The 16,750-nt window shown below is 45.5% G+C and carries 18 protein-coding genes; 5 read left to right on the top strand and 13 right to left on the bottom strand.

The annotated features are described in order from the left end of the window. Nucleotides 1-537 precede the first annotated feature (537 nt). Nucleotides 538-1,767 carry a site-specific integrase gene (locus BSCG_RS21005; RefSeq protein WP_004311878.1) on the top strand — a complete coding sequence of 410 codons (1,230 nt, stop codon included), beginning with the start codon at nt 538-540 and terminating at the stop codon, nt 1,765-1,767. Between the two features lie 65 nt (nt 1,768-1,832). On the opposite strand, the gene BSCG_RS21010 is transcribed toward BSCG_RS21005, so the two are convergent. Both BSCG_RS21010 and BSCG_RS21015 read right to left on the bottom strand, forming a co-directional pair. Beyond that, on the bottom strand, nt 1,833-2,144 hold the full coding sequence (locus tag BSCG_RS21010; protein ID WP_004311879.1) for a helix-turn-helix domain-containing protein: 312 nt from the start codon (nt 2,142-2,144) through the stop codon (nt 1,833-1,835). A 5-nt stretch (nt 2,145-2,149) separates the two neighbouring features. Then, nucleotides 2,150-2,317, bottom strand: coding sequence for a helix-turn-helix domain-containing protein (locus BSCG_RS21015; RefSeq protein ID WP_008771129.1), 168 nt, complete (start codon nt 2,315-2,317; stop codon nt 2,150-2,152). 658 nt (nt 2,318-2,975) lie between these two features. Here BSCG_RS21015 and BSCG_RS0127330 point away from each other — a divergent pair. Then, nucleotides 2,976-3,383, top strand: coding sequence for a deaminase (locus tag BSCG_RS0127330; RefSeq protein ID WP_004311882.1), 408 nt, complete (start codon nt 2,976-2,978; stop codon nt 3,381-3,383). Between the two features lie 34 nt (nt 3,384-3,417). On the opposite strand, the gene BSCG_RS21020 is transcribed toward BSCG_RS0127330, so the two are convergent. From BSCG_RS21020 to BSCG_RS21070, 11 genes are all read right to left on the bottom strand, one after another. Further along, the gene (locus BSCG_RS21020) at nt 3,418-3,636 is read right to left on the bottom strand and encodes a hypothetical protein (protein WP_004318621.1); all 219 of its coding nucleotides are present in this window, start codon (nt 3,634-3,636) and stop codon (nt 3,418-3,420) included. 11 nt (nt 3,637-3,647) lie between these two features. After that, a complete protein-coding gene (locus tag BSCG_RS21025; protein ID WP_005680137.1) occupies nt 3,648-5,540 on the bottom strand; it encodes a type IA DNA topoisomerase in 1,893 nt (630 codons plus the stop codon). 209 nt (nt 5,541-5,749) lie between these two features. After that, nucleotides 5,750-6,622: a hypothetical protein gene (locus BSCG_RS21030; RefSeq protein ID WP_008775206.1), complete on the bottom strand. Its 873-nt coding sequence runs from the start codon at nt 6,620-6,622 to the stop codon at nt 5,750-5,752. After that, nucleotides 6,622-7,824 (bottom strand): DUF6047 family protein, encoded by a 1,203-nt coding sequence (locus tag BSCG_RS21035; RefSeq protein WP_008775205.1) that lies wholly within the window; start codon nt 7,822-7,824, stop codon nt 6,622-6,624. Before BSCG_RS21035 ends, BSCG_RS21030 begins: the two co-directional genes overlap by 1 nt. An 11-nt stretch (nt 7,825-7,835) precedes the next feature. After that, nucleotides 7,836-9,602 (bottom strand): DUF6047 family protein, encoded by a 1,767-nt coding sequence (locus BSCG_RS21040; RefSeq protein ID WP_004311887.1) that lies wholly within the window; start codon nt 9,600-9,602, stop codon nt 7,836-7,838. Nucleotides 9,603-9,622: 20 nt separating this feature from the next. Continuing rightward, complete coding sequence (locus tag BSCG_RS21045) at nt 9,623-10,693, bottom strand: DUF6047 family protein (protein ID WP_004311888.1); 1,071 nt, start codon at nt 10,691-10,693, stop codon at nt 9,623-9,625. A 29-nt stretch (nt 10,694-10,722) separates the two neighbouring features. Continuing rightward, nucleotides 10,723-11,034, bottom strand: coding sequence for a hypothetical protein (locus BSCG_RS21050; protein ID WP_004311889.1), 312 nt, complete (start codon nt 11,032-11,034; stop codon nt 10,723-10,725). A 6-nt stretch (nt 11,035-11,040) separates the two neighbouring features. Then, on the bottom strand, nt 11,041-12,489 hold the full coding sequence (locus tag BSCG_RS21055) for a DUF6047 family protein (protein WP_004318628.1): 1,449 nt from the start codon (nt 12,487-12,489) through the stop codon (nt 11,041-11,043). Between the two features lie 4 nt (nt 12,490-12,493). Further along, entirely contained in the window at nt 12,494-13,309 is an 816-nt protein-coding gene (locus tag BSCG_RS21060; protein ID WP_004311891.1) for a DUF6047 family protein, read from the bottom strand. A gap of 4 nt (nt 13,310-13,313) precedes the next feature. Continuing rightward, nucleotides 13,314-14,738: a DUF6047 family protein gene (locus tag BSCG_RS21065; protein WP_008775204.1), complete on the bottom strand. Its 1,425-nt coding sequence runs from the start codon at nt 14,736-14,738 to the stop codon at nt 13,314-13,316. A 5-nt stretch (nt 14,739-14,743) separates the two neighbouring features. After that, the gene (locus BSCG_RS21070; RefSeq protein WP_008775203.1) at nt 14,744-15,883 is read right to left on the bottom strand and encodes a DUF4099 domain-containing protein; all 1,140 of its coding nucleotides are present in this window, start codon (nt 15,881-15,883) and stop codon (nt 14,744-14,746) included. 74 nt (nt 15,884-15,957) lie between these two features. Here BSCG_RS21070 and BSCG_RS30755 point away from each other — a divergent pair, with 74 nt between their 5' ends. Genes BSCG_RS30755 through BSCG_RS29900 form a run of 3 tightly spaced genes read left to right on the top strand, consistent with a single transcriptional unit; the run spans nt 15,958 to nt 16,741 of the window. Then, nucleotides 15,958-16,089, top strand: coding sequence for a hypothetical protein (locus tag BSCG_RS30755; protein WP_008775202.1), 132 nt, complete (start codon nt 15,958-15,960; stop codon nt 16,087-16,089). Between the two features lie 24 nt (nt 16,090-16,113). Next, nucleotides 16,114-16,566 carry a M23 family metallopeptidase gene (locus BSCG_RS0127325; protein ID WP_008771124.1) on the top strand — a complete coding sequence of 151 codons (453 nt, stop codon included), beginning with the start codon at nt 16,114-16,116 and terminating at the stop codon, nt 16,564-16,566. A 16-nt stretch (nt 16,567-16,582) separates the two neighbouring features. Beyond that, nucleotides 16,583-16,741, top strand: a complete 159-nt coding sequence (locus BSCG_RS29900; protein WP_004311895.1) for a hypothetical protein — start codon at nt 16,583-16,585, stop codon at nt 16,739-16,741. The last annotated feature ends 9 nt before the right edge of the window (nt 16,742-16,750 follow it).

The raw sequence follows: 16,750 nt of genomic DNA, 5'->3' as shown, positions 1-16,750 counted from the left end.
TTGAAAATGCAAAAACATCTTGCACCTTACACTAATCGGATTCAATTAGCTGATATACAATTGTTTTATGCAGTGCAAGATACGGTTGCAGATGTGTGTAAGATACCTTTATCTCACACGCTGTCTCGTGTGTAAGAATCTTGGCATATTTATAGAAGACTATGTAGTAATTTGTAGAATCCATGCATCAAATGTCTTGTTCATGCCGGTAAACAATCTGTTTCAAGGCGCAAAACAATCTGTTTCAACGTGTGAAACAATCTGTTTCGAGGCACGAAACAAAGTGTTTTTTCAAGATGCGCAAATATAGTGCAAACCTATTAAAATTCAAATAGTTATAAAACTAATGTTTTAATCGGATGTGGTGAATAAAGCTAAATAGAGCATATTTGGGAGTGAGTTATGTTACTTATCTGTTACCTCTTCCAATTTGCCTACTAATCGGATATAAGGCATTAGTTTTCAATATATTGCATTATTCTTCATAACTTCAAATACCTCAACAGTAATTAAATTTGTAACTAAAAAAGTTGAGTTATGAGAAGTACATTCAGAGTGTTGTTTTACACTAAAAATCAATCGATTAAGAATGGTAAAGTACCTGTAATGGGACGTATTACCATCAACAAGACCACAGCTTGCTTTAGCTGTAAGAAGGAGGTGTCTATTTCTTTATGGGACGCCAAAGCTAATAGGGCTAAAGGGAAATCCGAAGAAGCTAGAATGTTAAACCAGGAACTTGATAATGCCAAAGCCCAAATTGCCAAGCATTACCAATACATATGCGATCATGACAGTTTTGTCACAGCCAAGAAAGTCTATAGCCGCTATGTCGGTTTTAAAGAAGATTCCCACACCCTTATGGAGCTTTTCAGGGAACAGCTTGAGTCATACAAGGAGAAAGTAGGCAAGGAAAAGGCAAAAAGCACCTATCTTGGTTTAGTAGCCGATTATAAGAGCGCATTGCTTTTTTTGAAAGACAAAAAGAATGTTGAGGACATTGCACTTGATGAACTTGACAAAGATTTTATTGAAGACTATTATAATTGGATGTTGGGCACATGCGGCTCGGCCAGTTCTACAGCATTCGGACGTGTTAATACCATGAAATGGCTAATGCATATCGCTCAAGAGAAAGGTTTAATAAAAGTTCATCCCTTCACGGGTTTTGGATGTAAGCCGGGATATAAAAGACGTTCATTTCTCTCTGAAGAAGAACTGCAGAGGCTTATACATGTAGAATTGAGGTATAAACGTCAGCAGGCTATGCGTGACATGCTACTTTTCATGTGCTTCACAGGCCTCGCCTTCGCAGATCTGAAAGCAATTACTTATAAGAATATCCATACAGATTCTGATGGTGGCACATGGCTCATGGGAAACCGTATAAAAACAGGCGTAGCATACGTCGTGAAATTATTACCTATAGCAATTGAACTTGTAGAAAAGTATAAGGGTGATAACAAAAAGAAAGATTCTCCTGATTGCGTTTTCCCCGTCGGTGATTATGAAACCATGAAAAGTAGTTTTAAGGTTTTAGGGAAAAAGTGTGATTGTAATGTAAATATCACCCCTCATATCGGGAGACATACCTTTGCAGTTTTGGCTATATTGAAAGGCATGCCGTTAGAAACTTTGCAAAAAGTATTAGGACACAAATCGATTCTTTCCACACAAGTCTATGCTGAACTGATCAATCCGAAGGTTGGGGAAGATACGGATAGGATGTGCGACAAGATTGGTTCCGTGTATCGCTTGGCCAATTAGAATAAGTATGAAAAAACACCCTTCAGCAAATGTTGAAGGGTGTTTTTCGTATTCAGGCAGGTTGCTTATTTCAAGTAACGCCTGAAATCTTTATAGTTCTTTTTTAGTACCTCGTATAGCCCGCTTTCCGGATAGAGCAGTTTACCCCCGACAGAGGTAATTGAGGTATAAGGTATTGCCTTTTCATCCCGTAGTGTTTGTAATGTACGCTTGGAAACATGAAGCATCCGGCATACCTCATCTCCACTCAGATAATGTTCGTCTGCAATCGTCGGACGTATCCGTGCCGCAGCAGCCTCCAGATTTTTTCCTGTCCGTTTGATCCATCCGGTAAGTTCCTTGAACTCTTCCGAATCTTTAGTGATAATGTCTGCCATACTCTTTATTTTCTTTTTTTGATTAGTCCTTCCTCCAGAATTTGCTGGATGTCCACTTCTTTATAAAAGAATTTTCCACCGATATTAGAATAAGGAATCAGCCCGTTATCCCGGTAAGTCTGCAGTGCCCTTTTGGAAATATTGAGAGCCAGGCACACATCCTGCGCATCCAGTCACTTGTCCGGTGTTACGGGGGCTATTTTCTTTTGAAAGTCCATCATTTGCACGGACAGCATACTTAGTTGTTTCTTCAAGTCCTGATAAGCACTTGTTTCGATAATTGTCAGTTCCATGATTTATAAATTAAATTGTGAATAATGAAATTGGGTGCAAGATAAAGGGAATATTACTATAAATCAATCGTTTAGTTTCCAGTGTCGTTAATAGTCATTAATAGTCATTTTTTGTCAGCGTAGCTTTTCTTATACTTTTTATTTAACGGGGGAGTCGTGAAATCCGACATCCCTTATACAAATGGTAACTCTTTCATCTTTTTTCCTTTTTTGCCCTGCCACATTTCTTTATGATATGGATTTCTTCGGAGAAATCAGAAATATGAGTATCTTTGGAACGAAATATAGATTTAAATGGCAGGCAATAGCCTTCCAATTAGATATAGACATAACATTCGCAGAATGTCTCAAGACGGAAATCTGGTAAATTTCAATGAATAGAGGCTTTTTGTGTATTGCTTATGCTATGCTTTGTCATAGCGTGGCTTACACAGCTACTATTCATAGGTTTACCAGAACCTCCGTCTTGGAGTTGGGTAAGGCCACGCTTTCTCAAATACTTCTGCCGAATAATATTTATAGGTTAAATATTATACTTATGGCAAAACTCCAATTACTTGCAATCACTACTCTTGACGGATACCTCTTCGACAGGACTGTTTCTTCCCCTTTGTGGGATAATCCGAACAAATATGGCCTCACCAAAATACGGGAACGTGCTACACAGACTCTCGGGCCGGATGTATCTTTCATCTCATTGACACAATGGAAAAAGAAAAATGAAGGTATTTATTTCATAGAAGCGGCTCCGGATACAATTTCCGTTATAAGCAGCATGTTCAGATACTGGTTGGTGGATGAAATCATCCTTTTTGTCGCACCGTATATCCAAGGGGACGGCATACGTCTGTTTACAGAAATTCCCGGTCCTTCCTCATGGGAAATGACCGGGAACAAATGTTTCAGATCCGGTATTTGCAGGCTGGCCTACAAACGGATTGAATAACCTGCAATTATCTTCTTATCCTGACTGACTTGGTTTAGACAGGCATCTTATATTTCTCCCAATATTTTCTTGCCTTGTCCGGTCCTATCCAGTTCCGTTGGTCATCGATTCCCCTGTCCGAGAGTTGTTTCCTGACCAGCTTCTGGATATCAATCTCCCCTTTGGCTATCTTGATCAGCAGTTCGGAAGCAATCGTATTCAGCATTAAGTCCGGATTCAGTTCATCCGGTATCTCTTCCATTTCTTTTTTCATAAGTCGCTTCTTTATTTTTTAGGTTTATTATCCTTGAAAGTCATCTCAATCCTGTAATTGTCATCCAGCTCGAGTGATGCCTCATACTTCTTTCCTTTCTTGCTGGTAAACTTCAGATATCCGGTACGTTTCCCCGATAGCAGCAGGAGCATCTGATTATCCGTCAGTTCCCTGCCGTTGAACGTTCTAAATAACAGGAACCCACAATTGGGATCGCTGCATTTGGCGACCTTGTTAAAGACGATAATCGTTTCTGCTCCGCATTTGGGGCAGTTACAATGTGGCAAGTCCGGATGGTTAAGTTTCAGGGCAAGCAGTTCCGAGGTGATTTGTTGGGTATAGGAATTGATGCTCTGAGTAAATGTTTCCGTGGAAACTTTGCCGGTTTCGATTTCATGCAAGGCGCATTCCCACCCTCCGGTCATGCTCACGTTGGCGATCATCTTCTCTTTTACAATATCATATACTTCCAGTCCTTTGGGAGTGGGAATCAGTGACCGTCCGTTTCTTTCCACGTAGTGTCTGGCAATGAGCAGTTCGATGATTCCGGCACGTGTAGCCGGTGTACCCAAGCCGGAATCCTCCATTGCCTCTTTTTCCTTTTCATCGTCCAATGTTCTGCCACAACCTTCCATCGCAGCAAGCAGGCTTGCCTCAGTGAATATGGGCTGCGGTTTGGTTTTCTTGACCAATGTATCAATACCGAGCACGGGCAATATTTCGTCTTCCTGAAATTCGGGCAGAAGACTTCCTTCTTCTTTCTCACTAGGTTCGTTATAGATGCCTCTCCACCCCGGAACTTTGATTTGGCTTCCTTTTATCCCGAAAAGAACGCCGTTACAGTCCGCTTGTACGGATACCGTTTCTTTCAGGCATTTGCCGGAGAAAGCCTCCAACATGCGTCCCGCGATCATGGAATAGATATTCTGCTCGTCAAGGGAAAGCCTCTGGGGATAGTTCTCCGTAATGATTAACGCATGATGGTCCGTCATCTTGCTATCGTCCACACAGTGCCGGTTTAAAGGCTGGTTACAGAGGTTTTCCGCATGCCATGTGAAACGGGGATGTTGCTTAAGCAGGCCGATGAGGGAAGGGACTTGTTCGAAGATGTCTTCTGTGATATAGCTACATCCGGTACGGGGATACGAAATGTAGCCTCCTTCATATAATTTTTGAGCAATGTTCAGCGTCTGTTCTGCGGTCAGTCCGAGTTTGGTATTGGCACTTCGTTGCAGGGCGGTCAGGTCATAAAGTAGCGGAGCTTCTTCTGGAACCTCTTTCTTCTCCACTTGCACCACTTTGGCTGTCGTCTCTTCATACACTTTTTTACGGTCCACATCGAGTTTTTCCGGTGTATCATATTTCCCGGTACAGGTTAAGACGAGTTCTTTCCCTGCTTTCGTTGTCCGTAGCTGTAGCAGATAATAGGGTTTGGCTATAAAATCCCTGTTGTCCAGATATCGACGGCAAATCATGCCAAGTGCCGGTGTCTGTACTCTTCCCAGAGAATAGTTACTCTTGCCTGCAGCCATGCTCAAAGACAGGCTGGCATTCATACCGACGACCCAATCTGATTCTCTCCTGGCTTTAGCGGCACGGTACAGGTTGTCAAACTCCTTACTTGATTTGAGGCTATCAAATCCTTCCCGTATCGATTTTTCTGTCATGGAAGATATCCACAAGCGTTTGGTTTCCTTATGATATCCCAGATATTCAAGCACATATCTCATAATTAACTCTCCTTCCCGCCCTGCATCAGTACAGGATATCACTTGATCAGCCTGACCCAACAGTTTACGGATTACTTCCAATTGTTTCAGAGCCGTCGGATCAGCCTTGTATCCATCTTCGGTTTTAATCTGACGGACAACCAGTTTGAACGGGTCGGGAATAATAGGCAGCATCTCCTTTTCCACATGGACAATGCCGTAGTCTTGAGGCAGGGCCAATGCCAACAGATGGCCGTAAGTTCATGTGACGGCATATCCGTTCCCACTCAAGTATCCTTCCTGTTTCTCCGTTACGCCCAGGACCCGGGCAATGCTGCGTGCCACCGAGGGCTTCTCACAAATACAAATTGTTTTCATGTTACTTTCTTTTTTAATATGAATGACTATTTAATTTTTACACTCTTGACCTTTGATTTTTCTTTCCGTACCCTTTTCTTCGGTTCTTTGGGAATGGAGAGCTTCTCTTTCTTTTCCGATACTTGTATGCTTTCCGTCAGATTCGGCAGGGGTATTTCCTTTGCCGGAAAACGGCTGATTAAATCCATTGAGATTCCTGACATTCCCGCATTCAGTTTCACCTGATCTGCCGGTTGGAGGTATTTCTCCCCGTTCTTTCCGGTTGCCAGTTCGTACATGACTGTTTCACGGCCCTGGAGGATTCCTTCGTAATTTTGGTAAGGAAGGTTTGATTCAGACAGTCCGTTCTGCTGAAGCATCCCACAAATCTCATCGAGTGGCAATCCTCCGAACTTCCGGTCAAAAGGAGAAGAAAGAATGTACTTGTATGTTGCCAGAAGCTGCTTTTCATGGCTCATATCGGGACATCCTTCATATTCCTGCAGTTGTTTGATTTTCTTTTCAATGCTGTTCAGAGCTTTGAAAGTATGTCTGTCCTTATTCTGAATAGGCATACTACCCATTCGGACCAGTTCCATCTGGATACGGTTCAGGCTGGACGTTTCCCATTTATTCAACAGATTACTGCGATTGCTCCGGTAATCATCCCGGAGGATAGCGATTGGATTTTTGGTACGAAAGAATAATCCGATCCGTTTTCCCCATGAGGGTTCGTGGAGGTTGGACGCGCTCCAGCGGATCGTGTTGAAACGGTAAGTATCCATGAATCTCCTGAAATGATTCCGGCTGGTAAACAGGTTTCTGAAAGTTTGCAGGAATGCTTTCCTTCCGGCAGCCCTGCGGCTACGTGGTATCTCTTTTTCGGGAATGAATGTATTATTTATCAGTTCCATATGCATTATAATTTGGGCTTCGCCTGCTTTTTAACGGAAGCGGTTTTTGTCTTGACCTTTTTCTTTTCATTGCCACAGGACAGTCCGGGCTTGTCTTGCGGTTTTTCGGCTGTTTGAGCTTCTCCTTTCTTAGAAACAACAACAGGCGGGCTTACCCGATGATAGTTCTTCCGGACTCCATCCCTGTTTAACAGTGTTTGCGCCAATGACCTGGCAGCATTTTGTAATTCATCCATCTTCTGCCGGAAAGGATAATCCCGGTACAATTCCTTTTGCCGGGTAATCTCACGGATACCTTTCTCCACAAACAAGAAATCCTTTTTATAGGCAAACGATTCGTCTGCCGGTAAATAGGCGTATCCTCTGGCTGCTATGTCCTGAAGTGTCATAATGTTCCGGTTACGGATAGAGAGTTCCAATGCGCCGGCTGTGACAAACCGGTTGAGATTTTCTCCCGTAGGATGCATGTCGAAAGTGACGGACGGCTTGTAATTCGCCAGAATTTCCATCCCGGCCTGCGGCATGGTGGTCTGATTCCCGTTGGAGAGTTCCAGCATCCGGCGGGAGACGGTTTCTATCCGGTAAATATTCAATGACTCCACATCCTGCAAAGAGCTTGAGTAGAAATTGTCCGCTGTCGATTGCAGGTAATCCCGAAACTTTATAGTCCCGGAAAGTCCGTCATTGAATACGCGGACACCTTGTTCCGTTTCAGCTATGGTGTAGAACTGTTTGGCTTGCTTTCCTGCCGCAATCTTCTCCATCGCATCTTCGTGTGCAATAAAGCACTTATAAGCTGGTGAGTAGTCCAGATCCCGGATATTCTCTGCCGTCAGTTCCCTTTGGCATGCTCTCAAATAAGCCGCTTTCCGTAAAGGTACGGAGTTGTTTTCAGTGATGCCTCCGTAAGAGGCGATGAAACTGAGGGCTTTCTCACTGTCTTTCGCCGGTAGTTCGCTGGTGAAAGGAATATCTTTAGCAGGTATTCCCTCAAAATGCAGCAATAAGTTATCCGGTATGGTTTTCTGATCCATAGCAATCCGGGCGGTCAGATCCATAAATACCTGAAAAGAGTCCTTATCCGTCGGAACATACGACACGACCATGACAGTCGAGACTTGATTATCCGGCTGTAACACAATAAACAGGCTCTTTAAATCCGCTTTAGCGGTGAATGTATCTTTTATTTTTTCCATCCATGCAGGCATGATAATCAGTTTTAGATGCGGGGATTATGTGACTTGTTCTGACGGGAAGCCGTCTTTCTCTTTTCCGAAGCCGCCGGTCCGGTCAGTTGCAACGGAGGACAGGTCAGTCTGTATCTCAGGCCAAGTATCTTGTCCGCGAGTTGCTGCTGCCTGTTTTGAATATTGTAGAATGCCTTTTCACTATATCCCTTTTTGGATTGCAGTTCGGACATTTCTTGATCCAGCGGTTTAAAATTTCCTTTGTGGGTGAACTCCTTATAGCTTTCATTAGTATTGAAATCAGCCGGTAATCCGTATTCCCGTATAAAGAGCAGGGTGAATATCTCGGCATTCTCCGGCGTTACCGAAAGCCGGTAATCTTCCGTAAACTGTTTGAATGCATGGTATGTCGGCTCTATGGGATAGCCGCCTTTCTTCAACAGCTCGGATTGCTCTATCGGATACAATGGCATTTTCGCCAGCTGCCCGTAGAAAGGATTGGACCGGAAAAGGTCCAGATGCTTCTGCATGTAATGCTCCGTGCTATGGTTCGGGCAGGAAATATAGAATTCTCTGATTCGTCCCAGAGCCTGTACTTCCGGAGTGAAGAAACGGTCAGCCAGATATTGCAGGTAACACTGTTTATAGATGGCTCCTTCATCCGTGGCGGGCAGGTAGACGGCTCCTTTGGGAGTCTGGAGGGAAATGATGGGGTCTATCTCTTTGTTTTGCAGGCTGTCCGGGATAAGCCCGTAATCACGTTTCAGGATATAGGCCGCCTGATCCCGGATCTGTGATTTGACCTTCTCCTGTCCGCCTTTATTTTCAGCCGGAATATTCTGCAGCGCATTGAACTGGGAGTTGAAAGAATTCTTGTGTATGAACGGAATCCTTCTGGTTGTATAGTCTATCCCATAGATTCCTGCGGTTTCCTGTAAGGATAGTAACCGGAGTATCTGGGCATTGGCAATACTGGGGAGCACGTTATAGGAGGAAGCAAACTTGTCATAGGCATCGAATGTCGGTTCTATGCGGTGGCTCCTGTCCAGCCGGGCATTCCGCAGGATAGTCGCATCCAGATATTGTGCTTTCTCCGGCAGAAAAGAGTTTGTATATAAGGAGAAGGCATTGGGAGATGCTTGGAATGCCTTTACCACTTCTGCGTCCGGACGGGTCAGCTTGTACAGGTTGACAAACTCCGGTTTCTCTTCGTCCGTAATGAAGAAACGGTCGGCCAGATGTTGCATATAGGCATGGCAGCATGTCTTTCCAAAGCCGGAATATTCGAACAGAAGCACTCCTTTGGCGGTTTCCACGGCGGTCAGGGTTTCCGACGGATCGTCGTGGAGAGTATCCTGTGCCAGCGCGAACCGTTTGGCTTCCGGCTGTACAAGCAGGTGGTCGGCAAGTCCGCTGGCTACCAGCATGGGCAGGCTTTTTTCTTCATCGTGAGAATGCAGGTATTCCAGTCCGCGCAATGAGACATTGCCCTGCATGCTTCCTCCGTTCCGGGTGATGAATTTTTGTACCAAGCTGTTATCCTTGTCAAAGAGCCGGATATCCGGGTAGCTTACTCCTGCCGGAAACTGGTAGCGGCACAGATAAAGATCCGGCAAGTGGCTTTGGACAAGGGACGGCTTGTACATTTCCCTTTGCCGCTGGAGGTATTCGGTGAATCGTTGATTCATCATCGATACTTCTTTCTCCGGCATCAGGTGCATCTCCAGTTGTCGGGGTTGCCCTTCCAAGTCCTGGGTAACAAAGAAAATCATAATGTTTGAAATCTCTTGCTTTTGCATACGATTGAAATTTAAAATAGTTACATGGTGATACTTCTACTCTTTTTCTTTTCCTGTTTGGGCGGTTCATAGCCCCGTACCGCATAGTCCGTCTGTAGGATTCTCTTTGCCGTATCCTTGATGGTCCGTTCAAGTGCATTTTTCAGCAGTGTGCCATCCTGCTTCCCCACATAAGACAGCCTGATCCGTTCATCCAGGGAGACAAAGCTGTTTTGATGGTTGAACCGGCTGTCTTTTTCCAAATTCCCGATTTGCCCGGTCTTGCAGATCCGGTCGAGTACGCCTATGTTATAATTCTTCTGGCTCTTGCCCAGATTCAACTTTTCGGCCAGTTGGTTATAACATTCCAAAGAGGGAGCCATGCTGCATTCTACCGCCGGGGTATAGTTGGCTATCATATTTGAATCCAGGAAATGAGCCTTTTGGGGAAGGTATATCTTTTTTAAGCCATGTTCAAACATGTTCGAACACTTTGACGCCTCTTTGATCAGATTGATATTGGAAGTGCTGAAATAATATATTTGCAGTTTATCCGCATCCCTGTAAACCGGCGAGAAGAAATTATCGCCAATATGCTGCAGGTATTTCTGCGCACACTGTATCCCCCTGCCGGTATCATTGAACATCAGGACTCCCTGGTTCGTATTTATTGCAGTAATCACCCTGTTGTAGATATCTTTTTCCTTTTCTTGATGGAATGCGCGGTAAGCGTTCAGTTGTTTTTTCAGCAGGGGATTGTCTTTGGCCTTTTGAAGCATTCTCTGGATGCTATCCACATTATGGATGCCATAAGGAGATGTATTCTCGTAAACGAAGGCGATATCCCGCAATGGGAAATGAGTTGCACAAGACAGTCCTCCGTTATGGGTCATGTCCTTGATGAACCTTTCAATGTTCCCCGGTTGTACAGCACCCTGATATGGTATTAAATAGACTTCTTCCTTAGGAATGTAGGAGCCTTTCAAGGCCAGTTCTGCCTGCCCGAAAAGAAATTTGCCGCCATCTGAATTGATGCCATAACGATTCTCTATGGTCTGGAAATGTTCAATCTGCCTGTTGCTGTTCAAATTGAAACCAATGTATGTACTCATATTATTTTATGGTTTAGATGAATGGTTGATTAAGATAGTCTATGCCGTTTCGACGGGTCGGGAACTTTTTTATTCTTCATTTTCTGCTCCATTTTCTGTTTTTCTTCCAGGTCTATAGTCCATGGAAAACAGGTCATGATCTTGTCCGGGCAGCAAAGGGAGATTCTTTTTTGTTTCATGGACTCATCATCCAGCCGGATATAGACAAAGTAATCCAGTTCCCCTTTTCCGGTTTCTTCAATGGCTGTTACTGTTCCTTTATAGGGAACAACGGGAGTTTCCTCTTCCGGATCGTTCTCTACAATCCGCGCTCCGAGGTACATCTGACTTTTAGGTATCATATCGCTTTATTTTAAACGGTTATTGTTATGTCTGTTCTTATTCTCAGTCTTTTTAACGGTATTCTTCTCTTCCGGCAGCGGACAGAGCAGTCCGTCCTTTATCACGTATGTCCTGACGCCGAAGGGCTTGGAGGAACCCTCAATTCTGCCCTGCTCAAAGTCAGCCTTGCAAAAAAGGAGATGCCTTGTCGCCTCCTTGTTGTTTTCCGGGAGATACAGTGCGTATCCCGAAGCCAGTGCCGTCTTTTGAACTTCATTCAGTTTTCGGCTTCCGACGGTGAAGGTAACGGTGGAGTCATTCAACATATTCTCAAGGGAACGGTGCCCTCTCACATCGAAATCCCTTTTCAAAATTCCATCGGCAGCCTTCCGGATTTCCGTAGACAACCGCTTGAACTTTCCCGTATCGAATTCGCCGGCAGATTTAACCTGCGTGACTTTTTCAAATTCCTTGGCATACGGCAGCAGTTCATTGAAATAGGTAAACGGTTGTTCATGAATATTCATATAACCGTTACGCATGACGGTCAGCAGCCGGTAAATGTCATGGTTCTCCCGGCTGATGGAAACCTGCGTATCCTTATTGAAATGCCAGTCGGTGGCGAATTTTATAAAATCCCCGGCTGTCGCTTCCATCGAATGGTAGCATACCGGTTTTAAACTGTCGATGAATTCTTTGGGCAGTTCGTCAAGACCGATATAGGATGCCGGATAAAAATCGAAGGAATAATCCAGTTCCATCGGTTTGCACGGCTTGTAAGCGGCATCTATGAGAGGAACCAGGTTCTTGTCCATGAACGTACTGTCGTAGACGGCCAGATGGCCGGTATCGTAGTGCGGGTCGAAGTAATGGTCCGTGATGTACCGGATGCACTCCCTGAATCCGTTCCTGCCGATCTCGTTACCGGAAAAGATAAGGTATCCGAAGTCATTCTCCACCACTTTTAAGGGGAATGTGTACCGCGGCTGGCACCGGTACAATGTCCTTTTTTCCTGTTGCTGTAATCGAAACTCCAAGTATGCGGGTTCCTGCATGAGATACTTCTTCAATATGCCGCCGTCCGGTTCATTCTTGTATTTATAGGTATAGACCGCATCACGCAGGGAAATGCGTTTGGCAGGGGGAATGCAGTGTTCTTGAAAATACGGCAGCAGTTCCTTGCTGATATATTCCTCGAAAGGGGTATGGGTATCTACCGGTGGAACCTGCCTCATGTTCGCCAGGTCAAACCGGAGCAGTTCCGTATCCGGAATATAGGGGCAGCACTCCGCTTCCTTGATATTGTCAATCAGGAATTTGCGGAACAGGCTGTCCGCATCTCCTTTCTGAATGAATGTGAGGGCATTTCGGGGCTGGTGGGGAGAGTACTGATGGTAACGGTCCATACCGACAAAAATACTTCCCGGCTTGTCGGGATCGAAAAAAGGATTTTCCATTTGGTTTCTCTTGTCCATATTTCTACAATTTAGGGTGGGTATTTCTTTTCTTTTTCACGTCCTGCTTTTTATTCAAAGCCTTTTCGATGACTGTTTTCACTTTGAACACCTGTTTGTTCGCAGGAGGATCCTTAGAAAATACGATCCGGGTGAAATCCCCGTTTATCCATGCATAGGCATGGGACGGGTTGCTTTTTGCCTCTCCCGGCAGGAAGAGTCCGTGCCCTGCCGCCAATACTTGCCGGTGAGGGGTAAAGAGCCGGACACCGTCTACGGTGACACATTCCATCGGGTCGCGGAGGATGTTCCCAACAGTCCGGTGTCCACGCACATCGTAATACTGCTTGAGGAGTTTGTCCAGCAAGGCTTTATCCTGGCCGGTTTCTTCTATCTGCTGCCGGATATCCGATGCTGTACCTTGTTTGGAAAGCTCCAGTAATTTACGGTCCTTGCTTTCTATTTCCTCCAAAATATCAGCGATATTACGGTTGCGATGGCTGCTGGTACAATGCATATTGTGGCAGAAACTACCGAAATCCTCCCAGGTCGGCTTCATCTCATTCCGGTAGACCAGCTCCATTTCCGGTGTCTTATCCATCTGCAGGTAAGCATATTCCGGGTACAGGCCTTCACCCGGATTGACATAGGATCCATCCTTTAGGACTCCTTCTGCCCGGTAAACATTTACCGGACCAAGATTGAAATGGGGATCGAAGTAATGGTCTGCCATAAATTGCAGAAAGTCCTGCCTGTTTTTCTGTCCTTCCGTCGTATCAGTAAAGAACACAAAGCCATGGGCTGTCTCTATGGCTGTATAGGATTGTTCAGGTTGCTTCATATCATTACATTTTGAGGGAATTGTTCCTTTTCGTTTTCGATACCTTTTTCAAAGCCGGTACATATGGAATGATTTTGCCGTTTTTCTCCTGATACACGGTCTTGTTTACGGGAGATTTGGTATATGCCATTACCCGGTTGCATGTCTTTTCGGCATGGAGGAAATGTAAATCTGGCATTGACTTGGATATTTGGGGACAGTAGATCCACTTTCCTTCCAGCAAGGCTTGCCTCATGGCTTCGCCGGCATCGGTTCCATTGATGAGAAACGGGACGCTCCTGTCATTCAGTGTCCTTTCCAATGTACGGTGTCCACGGACATCGAAATCCGTCAGAAGGATATTCTTCGCTTTCCAACGCATGTCATCCAGCACATCTGACGAATCTGGCCCCGAGGACTGTCCGTTGATACAGTCGTCTATCCGGGTGACATACTCCTGAAAGACATTCCGGTATCCGAAATCGGGATCATTTATTATATCCCGCTTGAATCCGTTCTCCATCAGATACAACAGTTTGCTGATATCCGCATTGTTACGGCTCGCAGGACATCCGGCAAATTCATTCAGGCGGAGAAATTCAGAAGCGCTCGGCTCCATGTCCGTTTCAAACGCCAGTTTCCACTGTTTCCTGTCACGGAAAGCCTCTTTTGAGAATACAGCATTATCAAAATCATATTCCCCTTTTCCGCTTTGGGGATTCTTCCGGTAGCAGGCATCCACCAAAGGACAGATATCGTCGGACAGGCAGTTGACGTTGTATTGCCTGACAGGACCGGGTTCGCCATGAACCCAGAAATAATTGCCGGATAACTGTTGGTAAAAGCTCTTCAATCCCTCCCGTCCCATTTTGGTATCACTGAAAAACAAGATTCCTTTGGACGTTTCCACAGCATGCAGCGGTAATTTGTAAACCGGATTATAATCATACCTGGCAGCCAGCTCATCCTGCTTCTGATGAAAATGGACCAGCTCGTCCAACTGCTGTGTGGTCAGTTTCGGAAGTTCTCCCGATATCATGAGGATATCGCTGCGTGACTGCGCAAACAGGACATTTCTCAGATTGGTACTTATTAGAGGAGCCAGTCCCTTTTCCCGGATATAGGGTAGTAATACCTGATTGATATATTCCTTTTTGGAAATATCTCCGGAGATAGCCGGTACATCCGTCATCTTCGGGAATGAATAGATTTCCAGACGGGTATTCGGTACGAAGGCGGAGTATTTGGCTTTTATCGATTGTTGGCTGAACAAGGCCATAAACGTATAGACAGGGTCTTGCCTGTCGGGATTGGCAGGATAAAGCATATAGGAGGATTCTGCATGGGGTTTCTCCTTGCCGGTTTCATAACCGACAAGGAGCTGGCCTTCACCGTCTTTCCTGAAAAGCTCGTCCAATAGTTTGGGATCATCAGAAATATAGGTTGCCATTTTTCTTACATTTTAGGTGTGATGGACGGTTTACGGGTACGCGGTTTCTTTTCCGCTTGCTGTGAGGCTTCCTCTTTTTTCCGGGGTTTTCCGGCTACTTGTACCGGTGCATGGGGCTGCTGCTGGCTTCCGTCTTGTTCCTGACCTTGTTTCTGTGCCTCTTCCAACTTCTTGGTGCTTCTTTCCCAGAGGAATTCCACCCCTCGCTCGGCGGCACTCATCTGGATGGAGGTGGCATAAAATTTTCCATTATTAGACTTGAAACGGATCGGTACTTCCTCACCGCGCACGGCAGCATCGTATTCTTTCGGAGAAAGCGTATAATCTTTCACCTTACGCGGAATGCGTGCCTGCTCTACGGGCATATGGAACAATTCATTGGTCACCGGGTCTTTGGAAAGGTAGCAGGATTTGGTTTCTTTGGTACGGTAGTCAATGACTACATCCACCGCCTTGCCGAGATTGCCGGTCTGGTTCAGGGCCTTGAGGTCTTCTTCCGTCAGGACATGTCCCCTGTAGTCTTCCCCGATCTTGGGAGCCTGACGGATGTAGTGGATGTCGAACTTGACAGCTCCGTTCTCGTCGCGGAACAGGGAGAGTTTGGCATCCCCGTTTTCACGCCCCAGCTCGGAATTTTTTGCCACACGGAAAGCGATAGCGGAAGTCTTTCCCTGCAACATTCTTTCGAGGCTGTCCTTTGCGTTCTTCAGTCCGTCCGGGGTAATGCCGTATTTGGCGGCCTGTTCCCAATTCACTTCCCGCTCGTTGAAGCGATGGTTATTATACACCCTGGTCGAAGCCAGTTCCCTTCTGACTGCTTCGTTCTGTGGTTCCTGCGCCGCTTCGATCTTTTCTTTGGCCTGCTCTACGAGCGTTTCCTTCGGCATGTTGTAGAGGGAGTAACGACCGGGATTATTGTACTGGTAGAGAAAATTCTTCCCGAAGTTGGTGAAGAAGTTTCCACGTTGGTCCACTTTGATAAACTGGTCCCTGTTCGCCTCGTTAGCTTCGAGCGTTTCCAGCTCTCCGTTCGCTGCGATTCCTTTTACACCTTTGGCTTTCTGCTCTTTCTTGTCATACGCCATCAAATACCCGTGTTCCGGGGTTGCTTCCTTGTTTTCAGGAGCTAAATTCACATCGTTCATATACGTTAATTTTAAAGATTAATGAATCATTTACGAGGGTAAAATTACTATCTTTGTCATTAAATAGTTTGATTATGAGGAAGTTGTTATTAATTGTCATGTTCTGTCACTTATTGTCATGTCCGGCTTTTGCACAGTCCCCGTCAAAGGGATATAAAGCCGGACTCAGTGCTGTCATCTACCGTATCCACTCTGCCCGGCAGTGAAAGTCTTTCATATGAGACAGCCGGTTGCCGGTTACCGTACTGGCCGATTATCCTATTCTGTATCCATTGAATGAAAGTCGGAGGAGGTATGCCGTTTCTTCCGGTTTCGGTATAAGGATGCATCCGGTGAAAAAGAAAAGGATACTCCATGCCGGAGTGGATCTTGCCGCACCCTATGGCACGCCGGTCTATGCTTCAGGAAGCGGGAAAGTCGTTGAAGCCAGGTATAGCAGCAGTTACGGCTGGTACATCGAAATCCGGCACGCGGGCGGCTTTTCCACGTTGTATGCACACTTGAGCAAATTGCATGTGAGGAAAGGGAGCGATGTACGCATAGGTCGGCATATCGGCAATGTCGGTCATACCGGCATAGCGACCGGCAACCATCTGCATTTTGAACTGAGAAAAAACGGGAAGCCGCAGAATCCGTTGCAGTGGGTGATACTAAAGGATTCCCGTTCTAAAAAGAGTCATTAATTTAATCCGTTACACAATGAACATTGAAGAAGCCAAGAGCATTCAGTTGGAGGATTATCTCCGGCGTATGGGGTTCAACCCGGTAAAACAACAAGGGGACAGTATCTGGTATTGTTCCCCTTTCCGTGAGGAGAAGACACCTTCTTTCAAGGTGAGCGCATCCCGCAACCTATGATACGATTTC

This window comes from Bacteroides sp. 2_2_4, from assembly GCF_000157055.1.
GTDB lineage: Bacteria > Bacteroidota > Bacteroidia > Bacteroidales > Bacteroidaceae > Bacteroides > Bacteroides ovatus.
The sequence above is the reverse complement of the archived record's forward strand: the minus strand, read 5'-3'. Positions and strand labels throughout refer to the sequence as shown.

What these genes read in the sequence shown, in the direction of transcription:
- BSCG_RS21005 (WP_004311878.1), top strand. Translation starts at nt 538, where the DNA reads ATGAGAAGTACATTCAGAGTGTTGTTTTACACTAAAAATCAATCGATT.
- BSCG_RS21010 (WP_004311879.1), bottom strand. Translation starts at nt 2,144, where the DNA reads ATGGCAGACATTATCACTAAAGATTCGGAAGAGTTCAAGGAACTTACC.
- BSCG_RS0127330 (WP_004311882.1), top strand. Translation starts at nt 2,976, where the DNA reads ATGGCAAAACTCCAATTACTTGCAATCACTACTCTTGACGGATACCTC.
- BSCG_RS21020 (WP_004318621.1), bottom strand. Translation starts at nt 3,636, where the DNA reads ATGAAAAAAGAAATGGAAGAGATACCGGATGAACTGAATCCGGACTTA.
- BSCG_RS21025 (WP_005680137.1), bottom strand. Translation starts at nt 5,540, where the DNA reads ATGCTGCCTATTATTCCCGACCCGTTCAAACTGGTTGTCCGTCAGATT.
- BSCG_RS21030 (WP_008775206.1), bottom strand. Translation starts at nt 6,622, where the DNA reads ATGCATATGGAACTGATAAATAATACATTCATTCCCGAAAAAGAGATA.
- BSCG_RS21035 (WP_008775205.1), bottom strand. Translation starts at nt 7,824, where the DNA reads ATGCCTGCATGGATGGAAAAAATAAAAGATACATTCACCGCTAAAGCG.
- BSCG_RS21040 (WP_004311887.1), bottom strand. Translation starts at nt 9,602, where the DNA reads ATGCAAAAGCAAGAGATTTCAAACATTATGATTTTCTTTGTTACCCAG.
- BSCG_RS21045 (WP_004311888.1), bottom strand. Translation starts at nt 10,693, where the DNA reads ATGAGTACATACATTGGTTTCAATTTGAACAGCAACAGGCAGATTGAA.
- BSCG_RS21050 (WP_004311889.1), bottom strand. Translation starts at nt 11,034, where the DNA reads ATGATACCTAAAAGTCAGATGTACCTCGGAGCGCGGATTGTAGAGAAC.
- BSCG_RS21055 (WP_004318628.1), bottom strand. Translation starts at nt 12,489, where the DNA reads ATGGACAAGAGAAACCAAATGGAAAATCCTTTTTTCGATCCCGACAAG.
- BSCG_RS21060 (WP_004311891.1), bottom strand. Translation starts at nt 13,309, where the DNA reads ATGAAGCAACCTGAACAATCCTATACAGCCATAGAGACAGCCCATGGC.
- BSCG_RS21065 (WP_008775204.1), bottom strand. Translation starts at nt 14,738, where the DNA reads ATGGCAACCTATATTTCTGATGATCCCAAACTATTGGACGAGCTTTTC.
- BSCG_RS21070 (WP_008775203.1), bottom strand. Translation starts at nt 15,883, where the DNA reads ATGAACGATGTGAATTTAGCTCCTGAAAACAAGGAAGCAACCCCGGAA.
- BSCG_RS30755 (WP_008775202.1), top strand. Translation starts at nt 15,958, where the DNA reads ATGAGGAAGTTGTTATTAATTGTCATGTTCTGTCACTTATTGTCATGT.
- BSCG_RS29900 (WP_004311895.1), top strand. Translation starts at nt 16,583, where the DNA reads ATGAACATTGAAGAAGCCAAGAGCATTCAGTTGGAGGATTATCTCCGG.